General features: G+C 39.9%; 18 protein-coding genes. 2 read left to right on the top strand and 16 right to left on the bottom strand.

What is annotated here, in order from left to right; genetic code table 11:
* The first annotated feature begins 203 nt into the window (after nt 1–203).
* On the top strand, nt 204–1,658 hold the full coding sequence (locus tag HMPREF2805_RS03615; RefSeq protein WP_075231431.1) for a sucrose-6-phosphate hydrolase: 1,455 nt from the start codon (nt 204–206) through the stop codon (nt 1,656–1,658).
* Nucleotides 1,639–2,604 carry a LacI family DNA-binding transcriptional regulator gene (locus tag HMPREF2805_RS03620; protein ID WP_075231432.1) on the top strand — a complete coding sequence of 322 codons (966 nt, stop codon included), beginning with the start codon at nt 1,639–1,641 and terminating at the stop codon, nt 2,602–2,604. The genes HMPREF2805_RS03615 and HMPREF2805_RS03620 overlap by 20 nt, the downstream gene beginning before the upstream one ends.
* 244 nt (nt 2,605–2,848) lie before the next feature.
* Here the strand turns inward: HMPREF2805_RS03620 and HMPREF2805_RS03625 are convergent, their stop codons facing one another.
* The 16 genes from HMPREF2805_RS03625 to HMPREF2805_RS03700 form a co-directional block, all read right to left on the bottom strand.
* Nucleotides 2,849–3,382 carry a hypothetical protein gene (locus HMPREF2805_RS03625; RefSeq protein ID WP_075231433.1) on the bottom strand — a complete coding sequence of 178 codons (534 nt, stop codon included), beginning with the start codon at nt 3,380–3,382 and terminating at the stop codon, nt 2,849–2,851.
* 236 nt (nt 3,383–3,618) lie between these two features.
* Nucleotides 3,619–4,893 (bottom strand): hydroxymethylglutaryl-CoA reductase, degradative, encoded by a 1,275-nt coding sequence (locus tag HMPREF2805_RS03630; RefSeq protein ID WP_075231434.1) that lies wholly within the window; start codon nt 4,891–4,893, stop codon nt 3,619–3,621.
* Nucleotides 4,893–6,065 carry a hydroxymethylglutaryl-CoA synthase gene (locus HMPREF2805_RS03635; RefSeq protein ID WP_075231435.1) on the bottom strand — a complete coding sequence of 391 codons (1,173 nt, stop codon included), beginning with the start codon at nt 6,063–6,065 and terminating at the stop codon, nt 4,893–4,895. Before HMPREF2805_RS03635 ends, HMPREF2805_RS03630 begins: the two co-directional genes overlap by 1 nt.
* A gap of 153 nt (nt 6,066–6,218) precedes the next feature.
* Nucleotides 6,219–6,668, bottom strand: coding sequence for a threonine/serine exporter family protein (locus HMPREF2805_RS03640; protein WP_049503410.1), 450 nt, complete (start codon nt 6,666–6,668; stop codon nt 6,219–6,221).
* Nucleotide 6,669: 1 nt separating this feature from the next.
* Nucleotides 6,670–7,428 carry a threonine/serine exporter family protein gene (locus tag HMPREF2805_RS03645; RefSeq protein WP_075231436.1) on the bottom strand — a complete coding sequence of 253 codons (759 nt, stop codon included), beginning with the start codon at nt 7,426–7,428 and terminating at the stop codon, nt 6,670–6,672.
* Between the two features lie 88 nt (nt 7,429–7,516).
* Nucleotides 7,517–9,400 carry a Stk1 family PASTA domain-containing Ser/Thr kinase gene (gene pknB / locus HMPREF2805_RS03650; protein WP_075231437.1) on the bottom strand — a complete coding sequence of 628 codons (1,884 nt, stop codon included), beginning with the start codon at nt 9,398–9,400 and terminating at the stop codon, nt 7,517–7,519.
* On the bottom strand, nt 9,397–10,137 hold the full coding sequence (locus HMPREF2805_RS03655) for a Stp1/IreP family PP2C-type Ser/Thr phosphatase (RefSeq protein ID WP_075231438.1): 741 nt from the start codon (nt 10,135–10,137) through the stop codon (nt 9,397–9,399). Before HMPREF2805_RS03655 ends, pknB begins: the two co-directional genes overlap by 4 nt.
* Nucleotides 10,138–10,152: 15 nt before the next feature.
* The gene (gene rsmB / locus HMPREF2805_RS03660) at nt 10,153–11,466 is read right to left on the bottom strand and encodes a 16S rRNA (cytosine(967)-C(5))-methyltransferase RsmB (protein WP_075231530.1); all 1,314 of its coding nucleotides are present in this window, start codon (nt 11,464–11,466) and stop codon (nt 10,153–10,155) included.
* Nucleotides 11,459–12,394, bottom strand: a complete 936-nt coding sequence (fmt, locus tag HMPREF2805_RS03665; protein WP_075231439.1) for a methionyl-tRNA formyltransferase — start codon at nt 12,392–12,394, stop codon at nt 11,459–11,461. The genes rsmB and fmt overlap by 8 nt, the downstream gene beginning before the upstream one ends.
* Nucleotides 12,395–12,406: 12 nt before the next feature.
* On the bottom strand, nt 12,407–14,803 hold the full coding sequence (locus HMPREF2805_RS03670; RefSeq protein ID WP_075231440.1) for a primosomal protein N': 2,397 nt from the start codon (nt 14,801–14,803) through the stop codon (nt 12,407–12,409).
* Between the two features lie 84 nt (nt 14,804–14,887).
* On the bottom strand, nt 14,888–15,202 hold the full coding sequence (rpoZ, locus tag HMPREF2805_RS03675; RefSeq protein WP_006146546.1) for a DNA-directed RNA polymerase subunit omega: 315 nt from the start codon (nt 15,200–15,202) through the stop codon (nt 14,888–14,890).
* A gap of 24 nt (nt 15,203–15,226) precedes the next feature.
* On the bottom strand, nt 15,227–15,853 hold the full coding sequence (gmk, locus tag HMPREF2805_RS03680) for a guanylate kinase (RefSeq protein WP_000775049.1): 627 nt from the start codon (nt 15,851–15,853) through the stop codon (nt 15,227–15,229).
* A gap of 136 nt (nt 15,854–15,989) precedes the next feature.
* Nucleotides 15,990–17,603, bottom strand: coding sequence for a ribonuclease Y (locus tag HMPREF2805_RS03685; RefSeq protein ID WP_075231441.1), 1,614 nt, complete (start codon nt 17,601–17,603; stop codon nt 15,990–15,992).
* A 115-nt stretch (nt 17,604–17,718) separates the two neighbouring features.
* Complete coding sequence (locus tag HMPREF2805_RS03690) at nt 17,719–20,694, bottom strand: type I restriction endonuclease subunit R (RefSeq protein ID WP_075231442.1); 2,976 nt, start codon at nt 20,692–20,694, stop codon at nt 17,719–17,721.
* A gap of 77 nt (nt 20,695–20,771) precedes the next feature.
* Nucleotides 20,772–21,323 carry a hypothetical protein gene (locus HMPREF2805_RS03695; RefSeq protein WP_075231443.1) on the bottom strand — a complete coding sequence of 184 codons (552 nt, stop codon included), beginning with the start codon at nt 21,321–21,323 and terminating at the stop codon, nt 20,772–20,774.
* An 18-nt stretch (nt 21,324–21,341) separates the two neighbouring features.
* Nucleotides 21,342–22,277, bottom strand: coding sequence for a Kiwa anti-phage protein KwaB-like domain-containing protein (locus HMPREF2805_RS03700; protein ID WP_075231444.1), 936 nt, complete (start codon nt 22,275–22,277; stop codon nt 21,342–21,344).
* Nucleotides 22,278–22,279: the final 2 nt, after the last annotated feature.

Raw genomic sequence — 22,279 nt, forward strand, 5'->3', positions numbered from 1 at the left:
ACACAGCCATAACACCCTCTAAAATCAAGGTTTTTACTTTAAAGTTTTCAAAAACTTCCATATTTTCATCATTTTTCATAAAATTACGTTCCTAGATTCTGTCAATCGTTTGACATTTTTTTCTTTAATTTAGTGTAAAAGACTTGCTTTTTTATAAGGAAACGTTTACTATTAAGATAGTAGAATTTATGGAGGAAATAGAAATGGAATGGACTACTGAACGTCGTTACAGACGTTATGAAGATTGGACACAAGAAGAAAGAAAAGAAATCCAAGAAAAGATGGCGCAATCCCCATGGCATGTCAGCTATCACATTGAACCAAAGGAAGGACTTCTCAACGATCCAAACGGTTTTTCTTATTTTGATGGTAAGTGGATTGTCTTTTACCAAAACTTCCCCTTTGGAGCAGCCCACGGCTTGAAATCTTGGGTTCAACTTGAGAGTGATGATTTGGTGCACTTTACTGAAACAGGTGTTAAAATCTTACCTGATACTCCACTGGATAGCCACGGCGCTTACTCAGGATCTGCTATGCAGTTTGATAATAAATTGTTCCTATTCTATACAGGAAATGTCCGTGATGAAAATTGGGTACGCCACCCTTATCAGATTGGTGCCTTGATGGATAAGGATGGAAATATTAAAAAGATTGATAAAATCTTGATTGATCAGCCTGCTGATGCTACTGACCACTTCCGCGATCCACAGATTTTCAACTTTAAAGGACAATACTACGCTATCGTTGGTGGTCAAGACTTGGAGAAAAAAGGTTTTGTCCGTCTCTACAAAGCGGTCGATAACGATTATACAAACTGGCAAGAAGTTGGTGATTTGGACTTTAACAACGACCGTACTGCCTATATGATGGAGTGCCCGAACCTCGTCTTTGTTGGAGAACAGCCTGTCCTTCTCTACTGTCCACAAGGTTTGGATAAAAAGGTTCTTGACTATGATAATATCTATCCAAATATGTACAAAATCGGTGCTTCCTTTGATCCTGAAAATGCACGTATGGTAGATGTGTCTGAACTTCACAATCTTGATTATGGATTTGAAGCCTATGCCACTCAAGCCTTTAACGCTCCTGATGGTCGCGCCCTAGCAGTCAGCTGGCTTGGTTTACCAGATGTTTCTTACCCATCTGACCGTTTTGACCACCAAGGAACTTTTTCATTAGTCAAAGAACTTACCATTAAAGATGGCAAACTCTATCAGTACCCTGTAGCAGCTATCCAGGACCTCCGAGCTTCAAAAGAGGAATTTTCAAATCGTTCTGAAACTAAAAATACCTATGAACTTGAGCTTAACCTTGAAGCAAATAGCCAAAGCGAAATCGTTCTTCTTGCTGATAAAGACGGTAAGGGACTCTCTATCAATTTTGACCTTGTCAATGGTCAAGTTACCGTTGACCGCAGTAAAGCAGGTGAGCAATATGCTCAAGAATTTGGAACTACTCGCTCATGCTCAGTTGCTAATCAAGCTACTACTGTAAATATCTTCATCGATAATTCAGTCTTTGAAATTTTCATCAATAAAGGAGAAAAAGTATTTTCTGGTCGTGTATTCCCACATGCGGATCAAAATGGAATCCTCATTAAATCTGGAAACCCAACTGGAACTTACTACAAATTAGAATATGGTCGCAAAACTAACTGATGTCGCAAAATTAGCTGGCGTCAGCCCAACTACTGTCTCACGTGTTATCAATAAAAAGGGCTACCTGTCAGAAAAAACTATTCAAAAGGTTAAGGATGCCATGCGTGAATTGGGCTATAAACCCAACAACCTAGCTCGTAGCCTCCAAGGGAAATCAGCCAAGTTAATTGGGTTGATTTTCCCAAAAATCAGCCATGTTTTCTATGCTGAATTGATTGACAAATTGGAACACGAACTCTTCAAAAAAGGCTACAAGACAATCATCTGTAACAGTGAGCACGATTCGGAAAAAGAACGTGAATATCTTGAAATGCTAGAAGCCAACCAAGTGGACGGCATTATCTCTGGTAGCCATAACTTAGGGATTGAAGACTACAATCGCGTAACAGCTCCAATTATTTCTTTTGACCGTAACCTATCACCAGACATTCCTGTCGTTTCCTCTGATAACTATGCTGGTGGAGTCCTTGCAGCTCAAACTTTAGCGAAAACTGGAGCTAAGTCTGTCATTATGATTACAGGTAATGATAACTCCAATTCACCAACTGGACTTCGCCATGCTGGTTTTGCTTCAATCTTACCCAAGGCTCCCATTATCAATGTTTCCAGTGACTTTTCACCCCTTCGAAAAGAAATGGAAATCAAAACTATCCTAACCAAACAAAAACCAGATGCTATTTTCGCATCAGACGATTTAACAGCCATCTTGGTTATGAAGATTGCTCAGGAACTTGGTATCTCTGTTCCAGAACAACTCAAGGTTATTGGTTACGATGGAACTTATTTTATCGAGAATTTCTATCCTCACCTTACTACCATTAAACAACCCTTGGAAGAAATTGCTCGCCTGACAGTTGATTTACTACTTCAAAAAATCGAAGGAAAAGAAGTTGCCACAACCGGTTATTTCTTACCAGTTTCCCTCCTACCAGGAAAAAGTATTTAAACAAAAAGAGTCTGAGACAAAATAGTTCTCAGACTCTTAATTTAGTATACTATCAATAAATAATATTATAGAAGCAATAATAACTATAATTTTACCTATTTGGATAAGCTTATTTTGAGATTTAAATATATTTTCTAACAAAAATATTTGGATCACACACATTATAGGAATTAAATTTTTTGAAATTGAGAAGTACCCAAACAAATAGACTATAAATAATAAAAATAAAACTATATTGTATTTCTTATTCAAAACAGTTATCACTAATTGCCTTAATTCCCAAAATAGTAGATCCCATGTCAACTACAGCATATCCGAATTTTGTAATATTGTCGTAATTAGCTCCAGATTCAGCAATGGATATTAAAGCAGAAGCGGCTGCCTTGATACCTCCTACTGCTGCTATAAATTGTTTAATTTTAACAAGCATACCAATACCAACAGCAGCAGATCCTACTGCCCAAGCAACTGCACCGACACATCCCCAAAAGTCTCTGAACTGTACTTCATTATCAAATTTTAAATCTATACCTTTACTAAGCATATATTTATCAATTTCTTCCTGATTCCCTCTTTCCAACATTCCTTGTGGCATTTCATCTACTGCTTTTAAAATTAATAAAATAGATTCTTCCGATAAATCTTTAAAAGTATTTCCAAGTTTTGTCGCTGAAACCACCTCATTAGCATGAACAACTGAAACACCTTCTGTAAGTGCTATATTCAATATTACTGTACTAAGTAATGCAACACTCACCATTTTTATTTTTTTATTCATAATCAAAAATCCTCCTCTCTATATTTTTTGATTATGAATCTTAATAATTTACAACTATGTTATAACAAAAAATGAAAGCGTTGTCAATACATACGTCTTGTTTTTTTGAACAAAAACAGAAAAACTGGCAAATAATGTCATTGAATTAAGAAACTCAAATACGATTCTGTATTTGAGTTTCTTTTATTTGAAAAAACAGTAAAAAGCGCTAAAAATCAAACCAGTCTAAATTTTTCTTATGATCTTAAATGTTTCAATAGCGTTTGCGCTTTTTCTAGATTAAAGGTTTTTTCAGCAATCAAGTTTTCTACTAACTTGGGTACTTCTGCCTCAGTCGCACCTGCTAAAAGCGCTAAAGATTTCGCTTGAAGCTTCATGTGTCCATGCTGAATCCCTGTACTGACAAGAGCTTTAAGTGCTGCAAAGTTTTGAGCGAGACCAATCGAAACGATAATTTGAGCCAATTCTTTGGCAGATGGTTGACCTAGCAACTCATGACTGAGTACAACTCGAGGATTGAGACCAATCGAACCGCCCTTAGTGGCAACTGGCATCGGCATGGTCATCTCTCCAATAAGCTCTTCGTTTTCCAAATCTATAGTCCAACGACTGAGTCCTCGATAGGCGCCATCATGACTTGCATAGGCATGCGCTCCTGCTTCGATGGCACGCCAATCATTTCCTGTCGCAATCAAAAGGGCATCGATTCCATTAAAAATTCCCTTATTGTGAGTAGCTGCTCGATAAGGATCTGCCTGAGCAAACTGGCTAGCTAAAACCATTTTTTCCGCTAGTTCACGCGCTTCATCCTTCTGGCGACTCAAATAACGAAAGGCAATACGACAAGTTGCTGTTACTAGAGAATCTGTGGCATAGTTGGATAGAATTCCCATTAAACTTTGCCCTTGACTTAGAGCCTCTAGACTTGGTTTTAAAGCTTCAAGCATGGTATTGAGCATATTAGCTCCCATTGCTTCCTGAGTATCTACATGGAGATAAACCACTAAAAAGTCAGACTCACCAGAAATTTTTTCAACTGTTAGCTCTCTGGCTCCACCACCACGTTTGACAATAGAGGGATAGGCTTGGTTTGCTTGTTCGAGCAACTCTGCTTTTTGACTCAGAATAGCCTGACAAGCTTTATCCCTATCTGGAACCTGATAGAGGGCTACCTGACCTATCATTTGTCGCTGATGAACTTGAGCTGTAAAACCTCCAGCACGTTTGATAATCTTACTGGCAAAACTAGCTGCAGCAACAACAGATGGTTCTTCGGTCACATAGGGAACTGTGTATTCTTGACCATTTACCAGAACTTCTGGAACGATTGAGTATGGAAGTGAGAAGGTTCCTACCACATTTTCACTCAATTGGTCCGCTACTGCTAGACTGAGATTTTCATTTTGCGCAAGACTTTCTTGGGCTTCAATAGTAGTAAGCGCCTGAGACTTAACGAACTCTAGGCGCTCTTGAATTGATTTTTTAGCAAATCCATTCCAATTTTTTTTCATTATTTTTCAACCTTGCTGTAGCGACGTTGGTGTTCTACAATCTCAACAAGGGCATAGTCTTGCCCTTCATAGCCTGACATCGTTGCAGAACCAGACTCATCTAATTGGGCTTCCTCAAAGAAGATTCGTTCATAGTCAGCAACACTCAATGCTTGACGTTGGTCTAGCAAGTCTAAGCGATTTTTCTGCAATTGCTTTTCAAAACCTTCAACCAATACTACACTAAAGAACTCAGATACAGCCCCACTACCATAGCTGTAGAGGGCAATCTTATCCCCAGCTTTTAGGCTATCAGAATTTTCAAGAAGAGACAAGAGACCTAAGAAGAGTGAACCTGTATAAATGTTCCCAACTTTTTGGCTATAAATAATAGATTCATCAAAGTGCTTTTGAAGCAAGTCCTTCTTCTCTTGAGGCAAGGATTTGTCTAGGATTTTTTTCAATCCTTTGAGAGCTAGCTTTGGATATGGCAAGTGGAAACATACAGCTTCAAAATCATCCAAAGTACAGTCATAACGCTTTTGGTACTCTTCCCAAGTCGTTTTTAAGCTATCAAGATATTGTTGCGTTGAGTAAACCCCATTTACAAATGGTGTTGTCGAGTAATTTGGACGCCAAAAGTCCATAATATCACGAGTTTGTGCAACATTATCATTATTGAAGACCATAACACGTGGATTTTGGCTAATCAACATAGCAACACAGCCTGCACCTTGAGTTGGTTCTCCAGGAGTTTCGACACCATATCTTGCAATATCGCTAGCCAGCACTAAAACTTTTGATTTAGGAGAATTTTCTACATGTAACTTAGCATAGTGAAGGGCCGCTGTTGCACCATAGCAAGCTTCCTTGATTTCAAAACTACGAGCAAATGGTTGAATTCCTAGCAAACCGTGTACAAAGACAGCTGCAGCTTTACTCTGGTCAATCCCAGACTCTGTCGCTACGATAACCATGTCAATCTCTTGCTTCTCTTCTTCAGTCAGGATAGAATTACCTGCACTGGCAGCCAAGGTAACAATATCCTCTGTCAAAGGAGCAATACTCAATTCTTTTAAAAGGAGTCCTTTACTCAATTTTTCAGGATCAATTCCTCGGGTTTCCGCTAAATCTTGTAATTTCAAAACGTATTGACTGGTTGCAAAACCAATCTTATCAATACCGATTGTCATATTTACCTCTATTTTTATCATTCATTGTAAAAAATCGTTCACCTCTATTTTATCACAATTGAGGTCAAATGAGCTAAAAAAGACTTGATTCACCAAATCAAGTTCATTATCTCATTTTTCAAATAGAACTTTAGGGCTACAAAAAATCGAGTCTTAGCTAGCTCGATTCTTTTTGAGATAATGATACAATTTCAACAAAACTGTCCCACTGGCCATTCCAATGGAGATAACAAGGGCCAACATCATAACTAGCATGGCACTAGAAATGGCATGGCCGTAGTCACCTGTAACGAAGAAGGAAGTGGTTCGATAGGACAGATAACCTGGCACTAATGGTGCCAGAATGGCTAGGGCAAAAACCACTGCTGGTGTTTTGTAGAGAATACTCATAATCTGGCTAACACAAGAACCAATCACCGCAGCAATAAAGGTTGCCAAAATAACATTGGTTGGTTCCTTGAGTATCAGATAGAGTAGCCAGATAGACATTCCTAAAACTCCACCAGGGATAAGCATGGAACGCTGGACATTTAAAACGATTAAAAAGGTAATAATGGCAAGCAAACTTGCCAGAGCTTGCAATAAAAATGTTGTTAGTGTCATATTAGTTCATGAGTAAGAGGGCGACTGATGTTCCAGCCCCTAAGGCAAGGGTGATCAGCAAGGATTCAAACATCTTGCTCATACCAGAGTTAATGTGATTGGTCATAATATCTCGAACAGCATTAGTCAGGGCAATTCCAGGTACAAAAGGCATGACCGCACCAGCAATGACCAAATCGGCTGTCGATGGTAAACCAGAATAGCGCGCCCAAAATTGTGCAATCAAACCAAAGACAAGAGCTCCTGCAAAAGCTGTCATAAAAGGAATACGAATAAACTTTTCTACATAGAGAGAGAAAGTAAAAGCAAACAAGGTCGCCACTCCTGCCCCTATTGCATCGTAGACATTCCCACCGAACATGATTGAAAAGAAAGGAGCACTGAGGGTCGCTGCAGCAGTTAGTTGAACATTGGTATAGGGAGATGCCTTAGCATTCAATTCCTTTAGTTGGATAAAGGCTGTCTCCAAATCAAGCTGTCCTGACACGAGTTGCCGCGAAATTTGGTTGACATCACACACCTTCTCAATATTATAAGCAGAGGAGGTCACTCGCTTCATACGAGAGATATTTGTATTTTCAATGGAGAAAAAAATGGCTGCGGGCATGGCTAAAACATTACAATCCAGAATACCCTGTGAATGAGCAATCCGAATCATGGTATCTTCAACACGATAAATCTCAGATCCATTTCGAAGTAGAATCGTTCCAGCTAGCATGATGACATCAATAACTGCATTCAGTTTTTTTGATTCTTCCATGTTTCCCTCCTTTTTCAAACTCCATTTTATTTTATCATAATTTCGGAGGAAAAAAAATCTTTGCCACAAAAACTGTGACAAAGATTATTTAGTTATCAGTGTTATGTTCGTCCGCATGAGTTTGCGTAGACGAAGATGGAGTAGATGAACTTTGAGATGGCACCGTATTATCTGCCCTGTTAGAGTTACGCTGGCTCGAAGATGGAACAGAAGAAGATGATGGTGGAGTTTTTGGTTTATAAATAGAGATCTTTATACGTGTCGTACTTAGATCAACTTTCGCACCTAGTTTTGGACTTTGATCGACAACAGTTCCTTCAGCAGTGCCCTCAGGTGCTGTCGAAACCTCTACTACTTCGATATTAGCTTCCTTGACACCAACAATCTGAATTAAGTTATTCTTTGTAAATTCAAGACTTGAGCCAATATAACTTGGCATGGTCACGGTTGTCACCTTTTTAGCAACAGTCAAAACGATAGAAGTTGCCTTGCTAAGATCATAGGTTGTACCTTCTGCTAGGCTCTGTTTTAAAATCACACCTGGTTCTGATTCACTGGACTCTTCTTCTTCAATCTTAATCAGATTTTCAGGAACCTTTTTCCCTTTCAATTCTGCTATGACATCTGTAGATTTACGACCAACATAATTTCCAAGCTTAAAGGATTGTTGACCTGAAGAAATAATGAGATTAACCTTAGTTCCTTCTTTGCGAGCTGAGCCAGCATCTGGATCTGTTCGGATAACCCGACCTTCTTCTACGGTATCACTCGCTTCGGTCTTCTCCTCGCCAATCTCAAAATTCGCTTTTTTCAAGTTTTCCTTAGCTTCAGCAACAGTTTGACCTGCAACTTTTGGAATCTCAACAGTAGCTGGTGTTCTGGATAAAATCCAGACAAGGGAAGCCAGGACCAATACGAAGCTTGCCAAGAGAACTAGATAACGTGCCTTAAAGCGACGTTTTTTCACTGGTTTTTCCAGCGGCTCTTTCGCAGCAACCTCTGGATTGACTCTAGCAGTCTGAGAAATTTCTGGCTGTGGTTGAACCTTTGGAATCGATGTTAAGGTTGTCTGAGGAACTTTTGGCAAGGTCTTGGTATCTGCCTTACTAGCATCATCAAAAACACGTTTGGCTTCATTTCTACGATTATAAGACAAACTACTGGATAAATCCACATACATCTCTGAAACTGACTTGTATCGATCCGTAAGCTTTTTAGCAGTTGCTTTGATGACCACATTCTCCAAAGCTTGGGGAACAGATGGATTTTCAGCTATAACCGAAGGAAGTGGTTTTTGAAAATGCTGGAGGGCAATGGTTACTGCACTATCGCCATCATAAGGGATACGCCCTGTCAGCATCTCGTAGAAAATAATCCCCATGGCATAGATGTCACTCTGCACAGTTGCCTTAGAGCCACGAGCCTGCTCAGGTGACAAGTAGTGGACAGAACCCAACATAGAATTGGTCTGAGTCAGACTTGTCTCTGCAAAGGCTACAGCAATCCCAAAGTCCGTCACCTTAGCCGTTCCATCAGGAGTTAAAAGAATATTTTGAGGTTTTAAGTCACGATGGACAATACCTTTAGTGTGCGCCAAGCGCATCGCTAAGAGAATCTGACCCATGATACGGACAGCTTCTTCATTTGAGAGGGGATAGTGTTCTTTGATATAGCGTTTGAGATCAAGACCAGCTACATATTCCATAGCTAGGTACTGTTGACCGTCCTCTTCGCCGATATCCGTTATCCGAACGATATGGGGATGATCTAAGTCAGCCATTGCACGCGCTTCACGCTGAAAACGAGCAACAGCAATCGGGTCAGTCTGGTAGTTAGTCCTCAGGACCTTTACAGCTACCTCTTCCCCGTCTAAAATCAAATCCTTGGCTAGGTAGACATCTGCCATACCTCCACGGCCAATTTGTTTGATAATCCGATACCGCCCGGCAAAAATCTTGCCGATCTGGATCATAGTGCCGCCTCCTCCTTAATCGAAACAAGGGCAACTGTAATATTATCAAGCCCTCCGGCATTGTTGGCAAAGCGTACCAAAGTGGCCGCCTTATCATCAAGCGAAATATCGCTTGTCACAATATCATAGATCTCACTGCCTGAAATCATATTGGTTAGACCGTCACTATTCATGACCAGATAGTCACCTGCTTCCAAGCTGACAATTCCAAAATCAGGTTGAATTTCGTCTTTTTGTCCGATAGATTGGGTGATGATATTCTTTTGTGGATGTGCTTCAGCTTCTTCAGGTGTCAATTGACCTGCCTTAAGCAATTCGTTAACCAAGGAATGATCACTTGTCAGTTGACGGTACTCTTCCCCTCGAATGAGACCGATTCTAGAATCTCCGATATGGGCATAAATTGCCTGATTTCCGATAACTGCAAGAGCTTCGAGGGTTGTCCCCATTCCCTTGTAGGCTTCATCTCGTCCTAGTTGATAAATCTTTTGATTTTCAACTTCTAGATGGTGGGCAAACCATTCGCGAACTTCATTAACGGTGTCGATCTGCGTATCAACCCAGGCAACACCTAAGTCCGTAACTGCCATCTCACTGGCAATATTTCCTGCGCGATGACCTCCCATCCCATCAGCCAAGATGATCATCGTGCGACCAGCACGGTTGACAAAAAGATTGACATAGTCTTGATTATTTGTACGCTTCTGACCCACATCTGTTAATAATGAAATCTCCATTGTGTCAGTTCCTTCCTAATTGGACATCTTACGAAATTGGCTGATGAAGAATCCATCACTTCCGTATAATTCCGGAGTAATAAGGATACAGCCATCTTTTAGAATATCCTTGCATTCGTGTTCTAGTTTAACCTGCTCGAACTCGGGATGACTTTCTAAAAATGCTTGAACCACTTTAAAGTTCTCTTCCGAGACAATAGTGCAGGTACTATAGGTTATTATACCACCTTTTCGTAGTGTTTGACAAACACTACCTAATATTTCCAGCTGAATTTCCTGTAATGACGCGAAATCTGCCGTTTCTTTATTGTATTTGATATCTGGTTTTCGACGCAATAGACCAATCCCTGAGCAAGGGGCATCAACAAGAATCTTATCAAATTGATCCTTGCCAAAAAACTCGTGGACCTTTCGGGCATCCAATTTTTGTGTTTGAACACGGTCTGCTACTCCTAAACGCTGAGCATTTTCCTGAATCAAAGTGAGTTTATGATCGTAGAGATCCAGAGCTGTTACCTGACCTGTCGTTAGATAAGATGCCATATGGGCTGTTTTCCCACCTGGAGCCGCACAGGCATCCAAAACCTGCTCCTCTCCTTGTAGCTCTAGTGTTGGTGCAACCAGTTGACTAGACTCATCTTGGATAGTAATAACCCCTTCAGCAAACAAGTCATGACCCGCAAAATGCCCCTGCTCCTTGACCAGACCAGAAGCTGATAAAGCAGAATCACTTGCACCGAGCAGAGCTTTGATTTCCTCTTTTCGGTTCAAATCTGTTACGCGAATACTGGCTTTATTCCGTTGCAAAAGACTCTCAAAAATCGCTTGAGCTCGCTCTTCTCCGTACTCTTCCTTGAGTTTCGAAATCAACCAAACTGGTAAAGAATAGGCAATAGAATCACGCTTATTTTTACGCTTGATAGAGGCACTATCTGGCAAACCTTCTCGCAGGATACGGCGAAGGACTGCATTGACCAGTTTTTCACTGCCTTTTTTGCGAAGTTTAGCCAGTTCCACCGCTTCATTGACCACTGCATGATCTGGAACCTTATCTAGATATTGGAGTTGATAAACGCTCATGAGAAGCAGAACATAGAGCCAGCTATCTAGCTTATCTCTATCCTCAATAAAGTGAGATAAATACCATTCTAAAGTTAGTTTACGAGCTACCGTTCCATAGACCAGTTCGGTCACCAAGCCTTTGTCTGTTGCTGACAGCTGACTGGCTTTTAGGTGTTTGTTTAAGGCGATATTGGAGTAAGCTTGTTGGATAAAGACATCTTCCAATACCTCTAGGGCTAAACTTCTAGCCGTTTCTACTTTAGTCACCAAATCGTTCTCCTACTGCCAAAGTTCGTCCCACACCGTTGAGGAAGGAAGCAATGTCCATCTTAGGTTTTCCTGCTGGTTGAACCTGTTTGAGAGACAGAGCTCCTTCTGCTGTTGCAACAATCAATTCCTTCTTACCGATGGAGAGTATCTCACCCGGATTCCCCTGACCTTCTACAGGCAAGGCTTCATAGATTTTGAAACGATCTCCCTTGAGGAAGGTGTGGGCAACTGGCCATGGATTCATTCCACGAATTTGGTTAAAGAGTTGACGGTTAGTCTTGTCCCAGTCCAACTTTTCTTCTTCAGGTTTGATATTAGGCGAAAATGTAACCTGGCTTGGGTCCTGTGGTTGAGGCTGAATCTCGCCAGCAATGTATGCAGGCAAAGTATCCAAAAGCAAATCACGACCAACAATCGCCAATTTCTCAAACAAGGTTCCTACATTGTCCTCATCTGTAATCGGAATACTACGACGAGAAATCATATCTCCGGCATCCATTTCCTTAACCATTTCCATAATGGTCACTCCAGCCTCCTCATCACCCTGAATCAAGGCATAATGGATAGGAGCACCACCACGGTGTTTAGGAAGGAGCGAAGCATGAACATTGACTGCAAAATCCATGCTATCAAGGAGTTTACTTGGAAGAAACTGCCCAAAAGCAGCAGTCACAATTCCATCCGCTCCTAAATTCATAATAGTTTCCATCTCTGAACTTCCAGATAATTTTTCAGGTTGGTAGATAGGAAGTCCAGCTTCCTTGGCAGTCTGCTTGACTGGAGTTTCTTGGATCACTTTTTTACGGCCGACAGCACGGTCTGGCTGGGTCACAACGGCTAAAATTTCGTAACGGTCATCTGTCAAAAGTCCTTTTAAGACTGTTGCTGAAAAGTCGGGTGTCCCCATAAAGATTAATTTTATCATATCTTCTCCTTCTTATAAAAATTGCTGTGGTTCATGGTCAATGCTGAGACGGAGCTCACTATTTTCCCTTTCTTGAGTCAAGGCCAAGACCTGGTTGAGGGTCGGACCTAGCTCATCTTCTAAACGGTATTTAATTAAAATCTGATAATGATAGAGGTTGTGGGTACGGGCAATGGGTTTGGGCGTTGGGCCGAGAATGTTACTGGTTTCGGACAAACCTGACCTCAAAATGTTCATCACTTCATAGGCACGTTTGACCACCTCTTCTTCCTTCTTGTGAGAAAGGGTAATGCCAATGGTGAAATAGTAAGGTGGATAGCCAAGTTGTCGTCTGATTCCCATTTCATAAGCATAAAAACCTTCGTAATCCTGATCTTTTGCAAATCGAATAGCGTAGTGCTGAGGATTGTAAGACTGAATCAAGACCAGCCCAGCTTTTTCAGCACGTCCTGCCCGACCTGCCACCTGAGTCAAGAGCTGGAAGGTTCTCTCAGAAGAACGGAAATCAGGCAGATTCAAGGCCGTATCCGCATTTAGAACTCCTACTAGGGTTACATTGGGAAAATCCAAACCCTTGGCAATCATCTGAGTTCCAAGCAAGATGTCCGCTTCACCATTTCCAAATTGTTCAAGTAGAGCTTGGTGACTGCCCTTTTTGCGAGTTGTATCTACATCCATGCGTAGAATGCGTGCCTCTGGAAAGAGTTCTGCTAGCTCATCGTAGGCCTTTTGGGTTCCCGTTCCATAATAGCGAATGCTACGGCTCTGACAGTTAGGGCAGGCATGAGGAATTTTCTTCGAAAAGCCACAATAATGACAGTTCATCGTCTTGGTATCCATGTGAAGCGTCAAGGAAATATCGCAATTAGGGCAGGTATCCACAGTACCACATTCCCGACACATGACAAAGCTAGAATAGCCACGGCGATTGAGCATGAGAACCACCTGCTCTTTTTTAGCCAGTCTGTCTTGAATAGCCTCAATCAGAGGTGGTGTAAAGTTAGATGTTTCATTTTGCCCGATATAATCACGGAAGTCAATCAGTTGAACTTCAGGAATACTTGCTAGAGGATTGGCCCGTTGCGTCAGGCGTAGATGTTGATAAACACCCTTGCCAGCACGCGCACGACTTTCTAGACTAGGTGTTGCAGAACCAAGGACTAATGCTGCTTGATTGTACTGAGCTCGTAAAAGAGCCACATCTCTAGCATGATAACGCGGATTGCTGTCTTGCTTGTAGCTGGCCTCGTGCTCTTCATCGATAATGATAACTCCGAGATTTTTCAAAGGGGCAAAAATGGCAGACCGAGCCCCAACGACTACCTGAGCATCTCCACGCTCCACCTTGCGCCATTCATCGTACTTCTCACCATTGGACAAGCCAGAGTGGAGAATGGCAACTTTCTCACCAAAACGAGCAATAAAACGCTCCGTCATTTGAGGTGTGAGAGAAATCTCTGGCACTAGAACAATCGCTGTTTTTCCCATATCCAGGGCACCTTGGATAATCTGCAGATAAACCTCGGTTTTCCCACTTCCAGTGATTCCTTGTAGAAGAAAGGGAGGATGTTTCTTTCCAATCGCTCCAACAACCGCCTCACAGGCTTGTTTTTGCTCTGGGTTTAACTCTAAGGATTGGCTAGCCTCAATACCTTCAAAATAAGTCGCTGAACGTTGCACTTCTTTTTGAAGAATCGTCAAAGCACCCTGTTCCACAAAGAAATTGACTTGTTCCCGTGAGTAATGTTCTAACAAAGTAGCCAAAGGAGTGCTTTCTGGATGTGCTAATAAATAATCTCGCAGTTCCAATTTCTTCTTGGCACGGTTTGAGATTTCTAGCTTTTCTAATTTGTCAAGATTCACTTGAACCCAAGACTGTGTTTTGACTTTCTTCTGGTCTACAGCCTGATACTCGAGTCTCAAGAGCCCTCTTCGAGTCAATCGCATCATCTCAGCCTGCTTTTCTAGGTCGAGAGATGAAAAGGCTAGAGATTCTTGCGAACCAAACAAACGGTCTCTGTCTTTCTGACTCAAGCCTTCCAGAGGATAGAGGATTTTATCATAGCTAGAATTCAAAAATCCAGGAAGCATGGCTTTTAAGATAGAAATTTTGTATGAGAAGACTGATTTACGTAGTTCCTCTGCTAGCCAGAGTTGTTCCTCCGTTAAGACAGGAGAAAAGTCCAGCACCTCGGCAATTTCTTTTAAGTCCTCGTCTGCCACATCTGCATCAGATTGAGACTCCAACCCAAGAACAATCCCCTGAATCAAGCGATTGGCCTTCCCAAAAGGTACATGAACCCGCATGCCAACTTCCAGCATCTCTTCAAATTCCTCTGGAATCTTGTAGCTATAGGGCTGGTCTGTCTGCATCAAGGGAACATCCACAATGATTTTTGCAATAGCCATATCCTCACCTCCTTCTCTTCTTAAATCCTTTTAATTGATTGAGTATTCTTGCAATAGAAAAAATAAGATTGAGTCCCCCCAACCTTAAATTTTTTCACCTTCTTCTTTTTCTTTCGCGATTTGCTCTTTAATTTTCTTTTCTTCTTCTTCTTTCAATCGTCTTTCTTCTTCGATGCGACGACGAACAGCTTCGCGTTTTCCTTCTGGATCTGGGTGGATGGTTACATTCCCTGATTCAATTTCTTCCAAGGCACGAAGAGTTGATTTTTCAGATTTGAATTCTTGAGTTGCAGGTGCTCCAGCTTCTAATTCGTGGGCACGTTTTGCTTCCAAGATTACGAGTGAATATTTTGATGGTACCTTGTCAAGTAAGGTATCGATAGAGGGTTTAAGCATCATTTGTTTGTACCTGTTTTCTATAGTTTATCGAATAGTCGGAGACTTTGGTAGCATATCCTGATAATGACCAATCACACGGTCTACACGGAAATGTTCTGCTTCAATCACACGTTTCACACGCTCGGCCGCTAGAGGAACATGGTCATTTACAATAGCGTAGTCATACTCACGCATCAAAGCAATTTCTTCCTTGGCTTTTTCGATACGCTGAGCAATCACTTCTGCACTATCTGTACCACGGCCTACGAGACGGTCTTGCAATTCTTCCAAATCTGGCGGTGTTAAAAAGATAAAGACCGCATCTGGAACTTTTTTCTTGACCTGAAGAGCTCCCTGCACTTCAATTTCAAGAAAGACATCGATTCCCTTATCAAGCGTTTCATTAACATAAGTCAGAGGAGTTCCATAATAGTTACCCACATACTCTGCATACTCTAACATTTGCCCTTGACGGATCAACTCTTCAAATTCCTCCCGTGTACGGAAGAAATAATCAACACCATCTACTTCACCTGGACGTTGTGCCCGCGTTGTCATAGATACAGAATATTGAAATTGATTTTCAGAACTCTCAAAAATTTCTCGTCTAACCGTTCCTTTTCCAACTCCAGAAGGACCTGAAAAAACGATTAGTAAGCCTCGGTCTGCCATTATGTCTCCTTTAGATAGTTTGTGAAATGACTTGAAAATTTCTGTAAGATTATATGTCTAAAGCCATTTCTGCACACTACAATCTTTCTATCTAGTGTAACAAAAAAGCAGTAATTTTTCAACTGCTCTTTCTTATTTATTTTGCATAATCAACTGCACGAAGTTCACGAATCACGGTTACCTTAATATTTCCTGGATAATCGAGATTGTTTTCGATTTTCTCACGAACTTTATGAGCCAAGATTGTGACCTTGTCGTCCTTGATTTGACCTGGGTTTACCATGATACGGATTTCACGACCTGCTTGAAGGGCAAAGCTATTTTGAACACCTTCAAAGCTATTAGCAATTTCCTCTAAATCATGGAGACGTTTGATGTAGCTTTCAAGTGATTCACTACGAGCTCCTGGACGGGCAGCACTCAAGGCATCCGCCGCAGCAACGATCACTGCAATCACACTCTCAGGTTCTACATCTCCGTGGTGACTGGCAATAGTATTAACCACAACTGGGTGTTCCTTGTACTTGCGAGCCAATTCTGTACCAATCTCAACGTGGCTGCCTTCTACCTCACGGTCAATGGCTTTACCAATATCGTGGAGGAATCCCGCACGACGGGCAAGTGCGGCATTTTCACCAAGTTCGCTGGCCATGATACCAGCCAACTTAGCCACTTCAATCGAATGACGCAAGACATTTTGTCCGTATGACGTACGGAACTGCAGGCGACCCATGATCTTCATCAAGTCTGGGTGAAGGTTCGGTGCACCAATCTCATAGGCTGCAGCTTCACCATATTCACGAATCTTGTTATCAATCTCTTGACGATTTTTCTCAACCAACTCTTCGATACGAGCTGGGTGAATACGTCCATCCTTAAGCAAGGTTTCCATAGTCATACGGGCAATCTCGCGACGGATAGGATCAAAACCTGACAAGGTTACCACTTCTGGCGTATCATCAATGATGACATCAACCCCTGTCAAACTTTCAAAAGTACGGATGTTACGACCTTCACGACCAATGATACGACCTTTCATAGTATCATCAGGCAGATGAACCGTAGAGTTGGTAGACTCAGCCACATACTCACCAGCAATTCTCTGCATAGCTTGGGACAAGATGTCCTTAGCCAATTTGTCTGAACGTTCCTTAACTTCTTGCTCAGCCTCACGAATGCGACTAGCAATTTCCTTAGTCAAGTTTTCCTCTGTCTGGGCCAAGATAATGTCTTTTGCTTCCGACTGAGTCAGAGTTCCAATACGCTCTAGTTCAGCTTGCTTTTGTTTCTCAATTTCTTCTAGTTGCTCTTCACGTACATCAAGGTTTTTTGCTCTATCAGAAATACTTTGTTCTTTTTGTTCAAGTGTTTTTTCTTTGTTCGTCAAATTGTCATCTTTACGATCAAGACTGCTAGCACGTTCGGTCAAACGACTTTCGATCTGCTTGAGTTCTTGACGTTCTGATTTAAATTCAGCGTCCACTTCTTCACGGTATTTTCTGGCTTCTTCTTTGGCCTCCAATAGTGCTTCTTTTTTAAGAGACTTGCTTTCGCTCTTAGCTTCATTGAGTAATAAATCCGCTTCGCGCTCAGCTTGTCCTCGTAAATTAGTTGCTTCTTGTTCAGCATTTAAAAGCATCAGCTCTGCAGCCTCTTGTGATGATTTCATCTTGACTGAGATGCTGACATATCCAATGACTAAACCAATGATGACGGCAAAAACAACGATAACAATCGCCATAATTTCCATGTTTTTACCTCAATTTATTTGTTTATCCGAATGATATGCATTCTTATACATTCTACCATAAAAAATCATTTTTAACAAATCTTAATTTGAAGTTGCTTTGGTCATTTTCAGGATTTCATTCCTGACTTCCTTTCAAACTCTTGAACACATCATCAATAAATATATTTGCCAATCTCTTCTTGAAAGAATCGTTATTTAATAGGGCACCAAACAGATCCTGGCTCTGAGAATAGCCTTCTATCAGGGCGTTATCAATCTCTTCTTCAAAAGCAAAAACAAAATCTTCTCTGGAGTTAACACGCGCAGATTGTTTAAGCCTTGGATTCTTCTTCATCAGTTCACGAATGGAAACTGCTCCACTCAAGCCAACCTGCTGGTCAATGTCTAAGTTAAGCTGTTCATTAATTTCATCCAAAATTTCAGACAATCGTTTTTCTTGTTCTCCAGTAACATCACTCGTACTTGGCTTTGGAAGAGATAATTCTGGATGATGTTCTAATTCAGAAACTGATCTGAATGAACCAGTATGCTTGTGTTTCATATAGTCCACGACAATCTTATCTGCAATTGTAAAGTCATCTCCTCCTGTACGAACGTCAATCATTTTTACGAGACTTTGAAGATAATTATATCTCTCGTGGAGAACTTCATTTTGATAAGCTGTTGCTTGAATCAAGAATGTATACATCCGAAGAAAACCACGAATAACTTTTCGAATAGATAGTTGTTTTTTCTCATCAAATCGCTTCACTCTATCGTAACCTTGATTTAACAAAGCAACCATTTTTTGTTTTTCTCTACTTGAACGTTTTTCTTGATATAAAAATTGATTAAACTCATGAACCACTTCGCTATCCAAAATACCATATTCGTCAATTTTCCGATCCAGTTTTAAGACATCATTAGGAGCAATGGTATCAGCTAAAATTGTCTCACGATAATAGGGAGAAAAAGCTGAACGAATATCATCGTAGGTATTTTTAAAATCAAGGATAAAAGTTTTCTTGTTGTAACCTCTATAGATACGATTCAGACGAGACAATGTCTGCACCGCCGCAACACCACGCAATTTTTTATCTACATACATAGCAACTAACTTAGGTTGGTCAAAACCAGTCTGATACTTATTTGCTACAATCAGCACTTGATAATCATCAGTATTAAAGCGATCCTTCAAATGCTCTTCCTTAAACTGATTCATCTGAGATTCAGAGTATTCTCTTCCTTGATAGTCAACCTTACCTGAGAAAGCAATCAGAGTACCAATGCTTGTGATACTATGATCTTTAAAGTATTTTTCAAAGGCTAACTGGTATTTAACTGCCGCTTCACGACCAGAAGTCACAAGCATGGCTTTCCCTTGACCACCTAACTCTGCCATAATATCATGACTAATAAAGTGGTCCATGATAATTTCAACCTTTTGATCGATATTTTCATCATGTAATTCCAAGAACTTGGCAATCTTACGCTTAGCAATTGTAGTTTTCAGCTCTGGATCTTCTTCTACTGCTTTATTGAGTCTGTAATAGGTCTTATAAGTTGTATAGTTATCTAAGACATCTAGGATAAAACCTTCCTCTATAGCTTGCTTCATACTGTAAACATCAAAAGGAGCTTTAGAACCATCTGACTGTGTCGTACCAAACAACTGTAGAGTAGTTGCCTTAGGAGTGGCTGTAAAGGCAATGATTGAAACATTATCTTGCTTACCTGTACGTGCTATATCCTGCTCAATAGCATCCGCAACCGTCACTTCCTGAACCTCATCGATGGTTCCATTTTCTGTATCCGTTTCAGTCAAGACCTGACTAACTGAACTCATATAAGAGCCTGTCGTCGAACTATGAGCTTCGTCAATCAAAATAGCAAACTTCTTGTTAGCAGTATTACCTACAGACATCCAATCCGACTGATTGATTTGTGCGAATTTATGAATTGTCGTTGCAATAATTTTTGTATTTCCTGCAATTGCATCTGCCAAGTCGCTCGAAGTTTCTTTATCTCCCATCACCTTAACTACACCATACTTATGGGAAATTTCCTTAACTGCTTCTTGTAATTGACGATCGACTACGATGCGGTCTGTAACAATTAAAACTGTATCCACGATGTTTTGATTTTGTTCATCATGAAGCGAAACAAGACTATGAGCTAACCAGGCTATGGTATTTGTTTTACCAGAACCAGCCGAATGCTGAATCAGATAATTACTGTCAGTATGGTTGATTTTCATGTCTTCTAGGAGACGGCTGACAGCTCTTCTCTGATGGTATCTAGGAAAAATCAGTGTTTTCTTTTTCGGATTATTCTTATCAATCTCAAAGAAGATAAAACTCTCTATCAGCTGGAGGATACTATCCTTGGTCAATACATCAAGCCACAAGTACTCTGTATCTACGCCATTAGGATTGTGTGGATTTCCACTTCCCATATCAGCTCCTTCTCCTTTCCCTATATTAAAGGGTAGGAAGTAAGTTTCTTGGCCTTTTAACTGGGTGGTCATGTAGACTTCCAAGGTATCTACAGCAAAGGAAGCCAAAACTCCCTGCTCAAAACGAAAGAGGCGATTCTTGGAATTGCGACCCTTGAGTTGCTTGATAGCATCCTGGACCGATTGGCCGTTTGGATTGAACTTGAGTTCAATGGCAAAAAGGGCCAATCCATTGATAAAGATAACGAGATCGATGCGGTCATCCTCTTCATAAACCACTTCCTCAATCACAGACAAGCGATTGGCTTGGTATTGCTGAACGGCTTTTTCATTAAAACTAGTCGCAGGTTTGCGATAGACAAGTCGCAACTGCTTGTTTTCAATAAAAACACCCTCTTTTAAGGCGAACAAAAATCCACCCTTGACGATTTCTTTATTGATGAGATTGATGATTGTCTCCTTACTTAGTTTTTTAAGGAGGTAATCAATGGTCTCCTCCTGAGTCTCCATCAGAAAATCCCATAGGAGTTCAACATCCATGGCTAATCGAGGATTGTACTGCGCAACATCCCGCTGGATATAACCATTTTTTTCTTTCAAATCTTTGATAATCCACTGCTGGAAATCATAGCGCTCCTTCAAGCCCAAATTTGCCATAGTTTCTCACTTTCTAATATTTACTAAAATTTTATGCACGAATCTTTAAATAACATAAAATAAACTAATCTTGATTATTAAACATCTAACTTATATTCATTATTTAATGCCTTTAATCGGATCTCTTCTCCCTTTTTAGCCATCAAATTTTTTCTGCTGATAATTGAAGTTGTAAGACTTATTTGATCATCATTTTCAATTTCACAAGAATAAACCTGATACTTTAGAACTTCTAAAACTATATTTACACTAAAATAATTGTGTCTTATACATAAGAAAGCTAGTGTTACAAAGAATATTAAAAATAGAATTACACTATCCCATTTTGTAAAATCAAAAGCGAATAATGGAAGAATATAAGACAAGAGATATTCAGAAGCAATAGACTTTTCTTCTTTTACCGAATTTAAAATGAATCTAGACGTACCTTCTTCATATTTTGAAAATAGAACCATTTTAATAATCAGAATACTAATCAGCCATATAATTAGAATGACAATAATACTATAAAATTCTATTACTGTTGACTGGGAGTTTTCTATACAACTTTTTATATCAATAAACAAAACAGATAACCACAACGGAGTAAATGATGTAAAGTACAAACTGAAGAAAAACAATTTTGACATTCTAAATTATTCCTTTTGCTATATCCATTTTCTTGTTCCCGAAACTTCCATTGGACTATCATCAAACGGATCAACCATACCTTTTTGGCAAAGCAATTTAACAATTTTATCTGGAACACCTTCTTCATTTGCATCAAACAAATTTCTATCGTCTGTTAGTTTGATGTTGAATTTTTTGGCAATTTTCTTTCTATTTTTTACATTGGTCAATTTATTTAGATAATAATCATTAAATGATACAAATTTTCTCGGATTGTGACCAGTAGTAGCACATTTTTTAAATGTACCAAATCCTTCAATGATATTTTTTTCTTGAATTAAAGCAACTTTAGACTTACATATTTTTTGATAAGCCCTTTCCATATCAAAAAGTTTTTCCCCTGCTAAATTCAACATATATACATTTTCTCTGAAAACTATCACATCTATAGAGTTTCTTAATGTCAAAACTTTATCAGATATTTCTGTAAATTTATCATTTATCCAGCAAAACTTATTATTCAATGTAGTCACAGGATTTTGCATTGAAATAAATTTTACAGCAACTTCCTCATTTTCAATCTTTATAATACCCTCAATAACAGAAGCTTTCGCTTTTAACTCCAATGGATTAATTTCAACATCAGGACTAGCCAAAGCTGTTAAAAATAATCCGTAATTTGTTTCAATCAGCTCACTTGAGTTTTCCAATTTATAAATAACTTGAGCATCCGCTGTTCCATCATAAGGTTTACATTCCCTATATTGTGATAACCCGCTATCCTGTTCTTCCAAATATTTACTAGCGAGACTATTAATATGCTCCGTTAATCTACCTTTAGGCTTTAACTCTATTTCTCTTGCTATATATTCTAATCCATTTTTCTTAGACGTGTTAATTTTGATAATTTTTAATGACCAAGACTGACCTGTTGAGACTTTTTCAAGTATATTCTTTATTACTTCAATAGACACTT

It is taken from the genome of Streptococcus sp. HMSC034E03 (genome assembly GCF_001811505.1).
In the GTDB taxonomy this organism is placed as follows: Bacteria; Bacillota; Bacilli; order Lactobacillales; family Streptococcaceae; genus Streptococcus.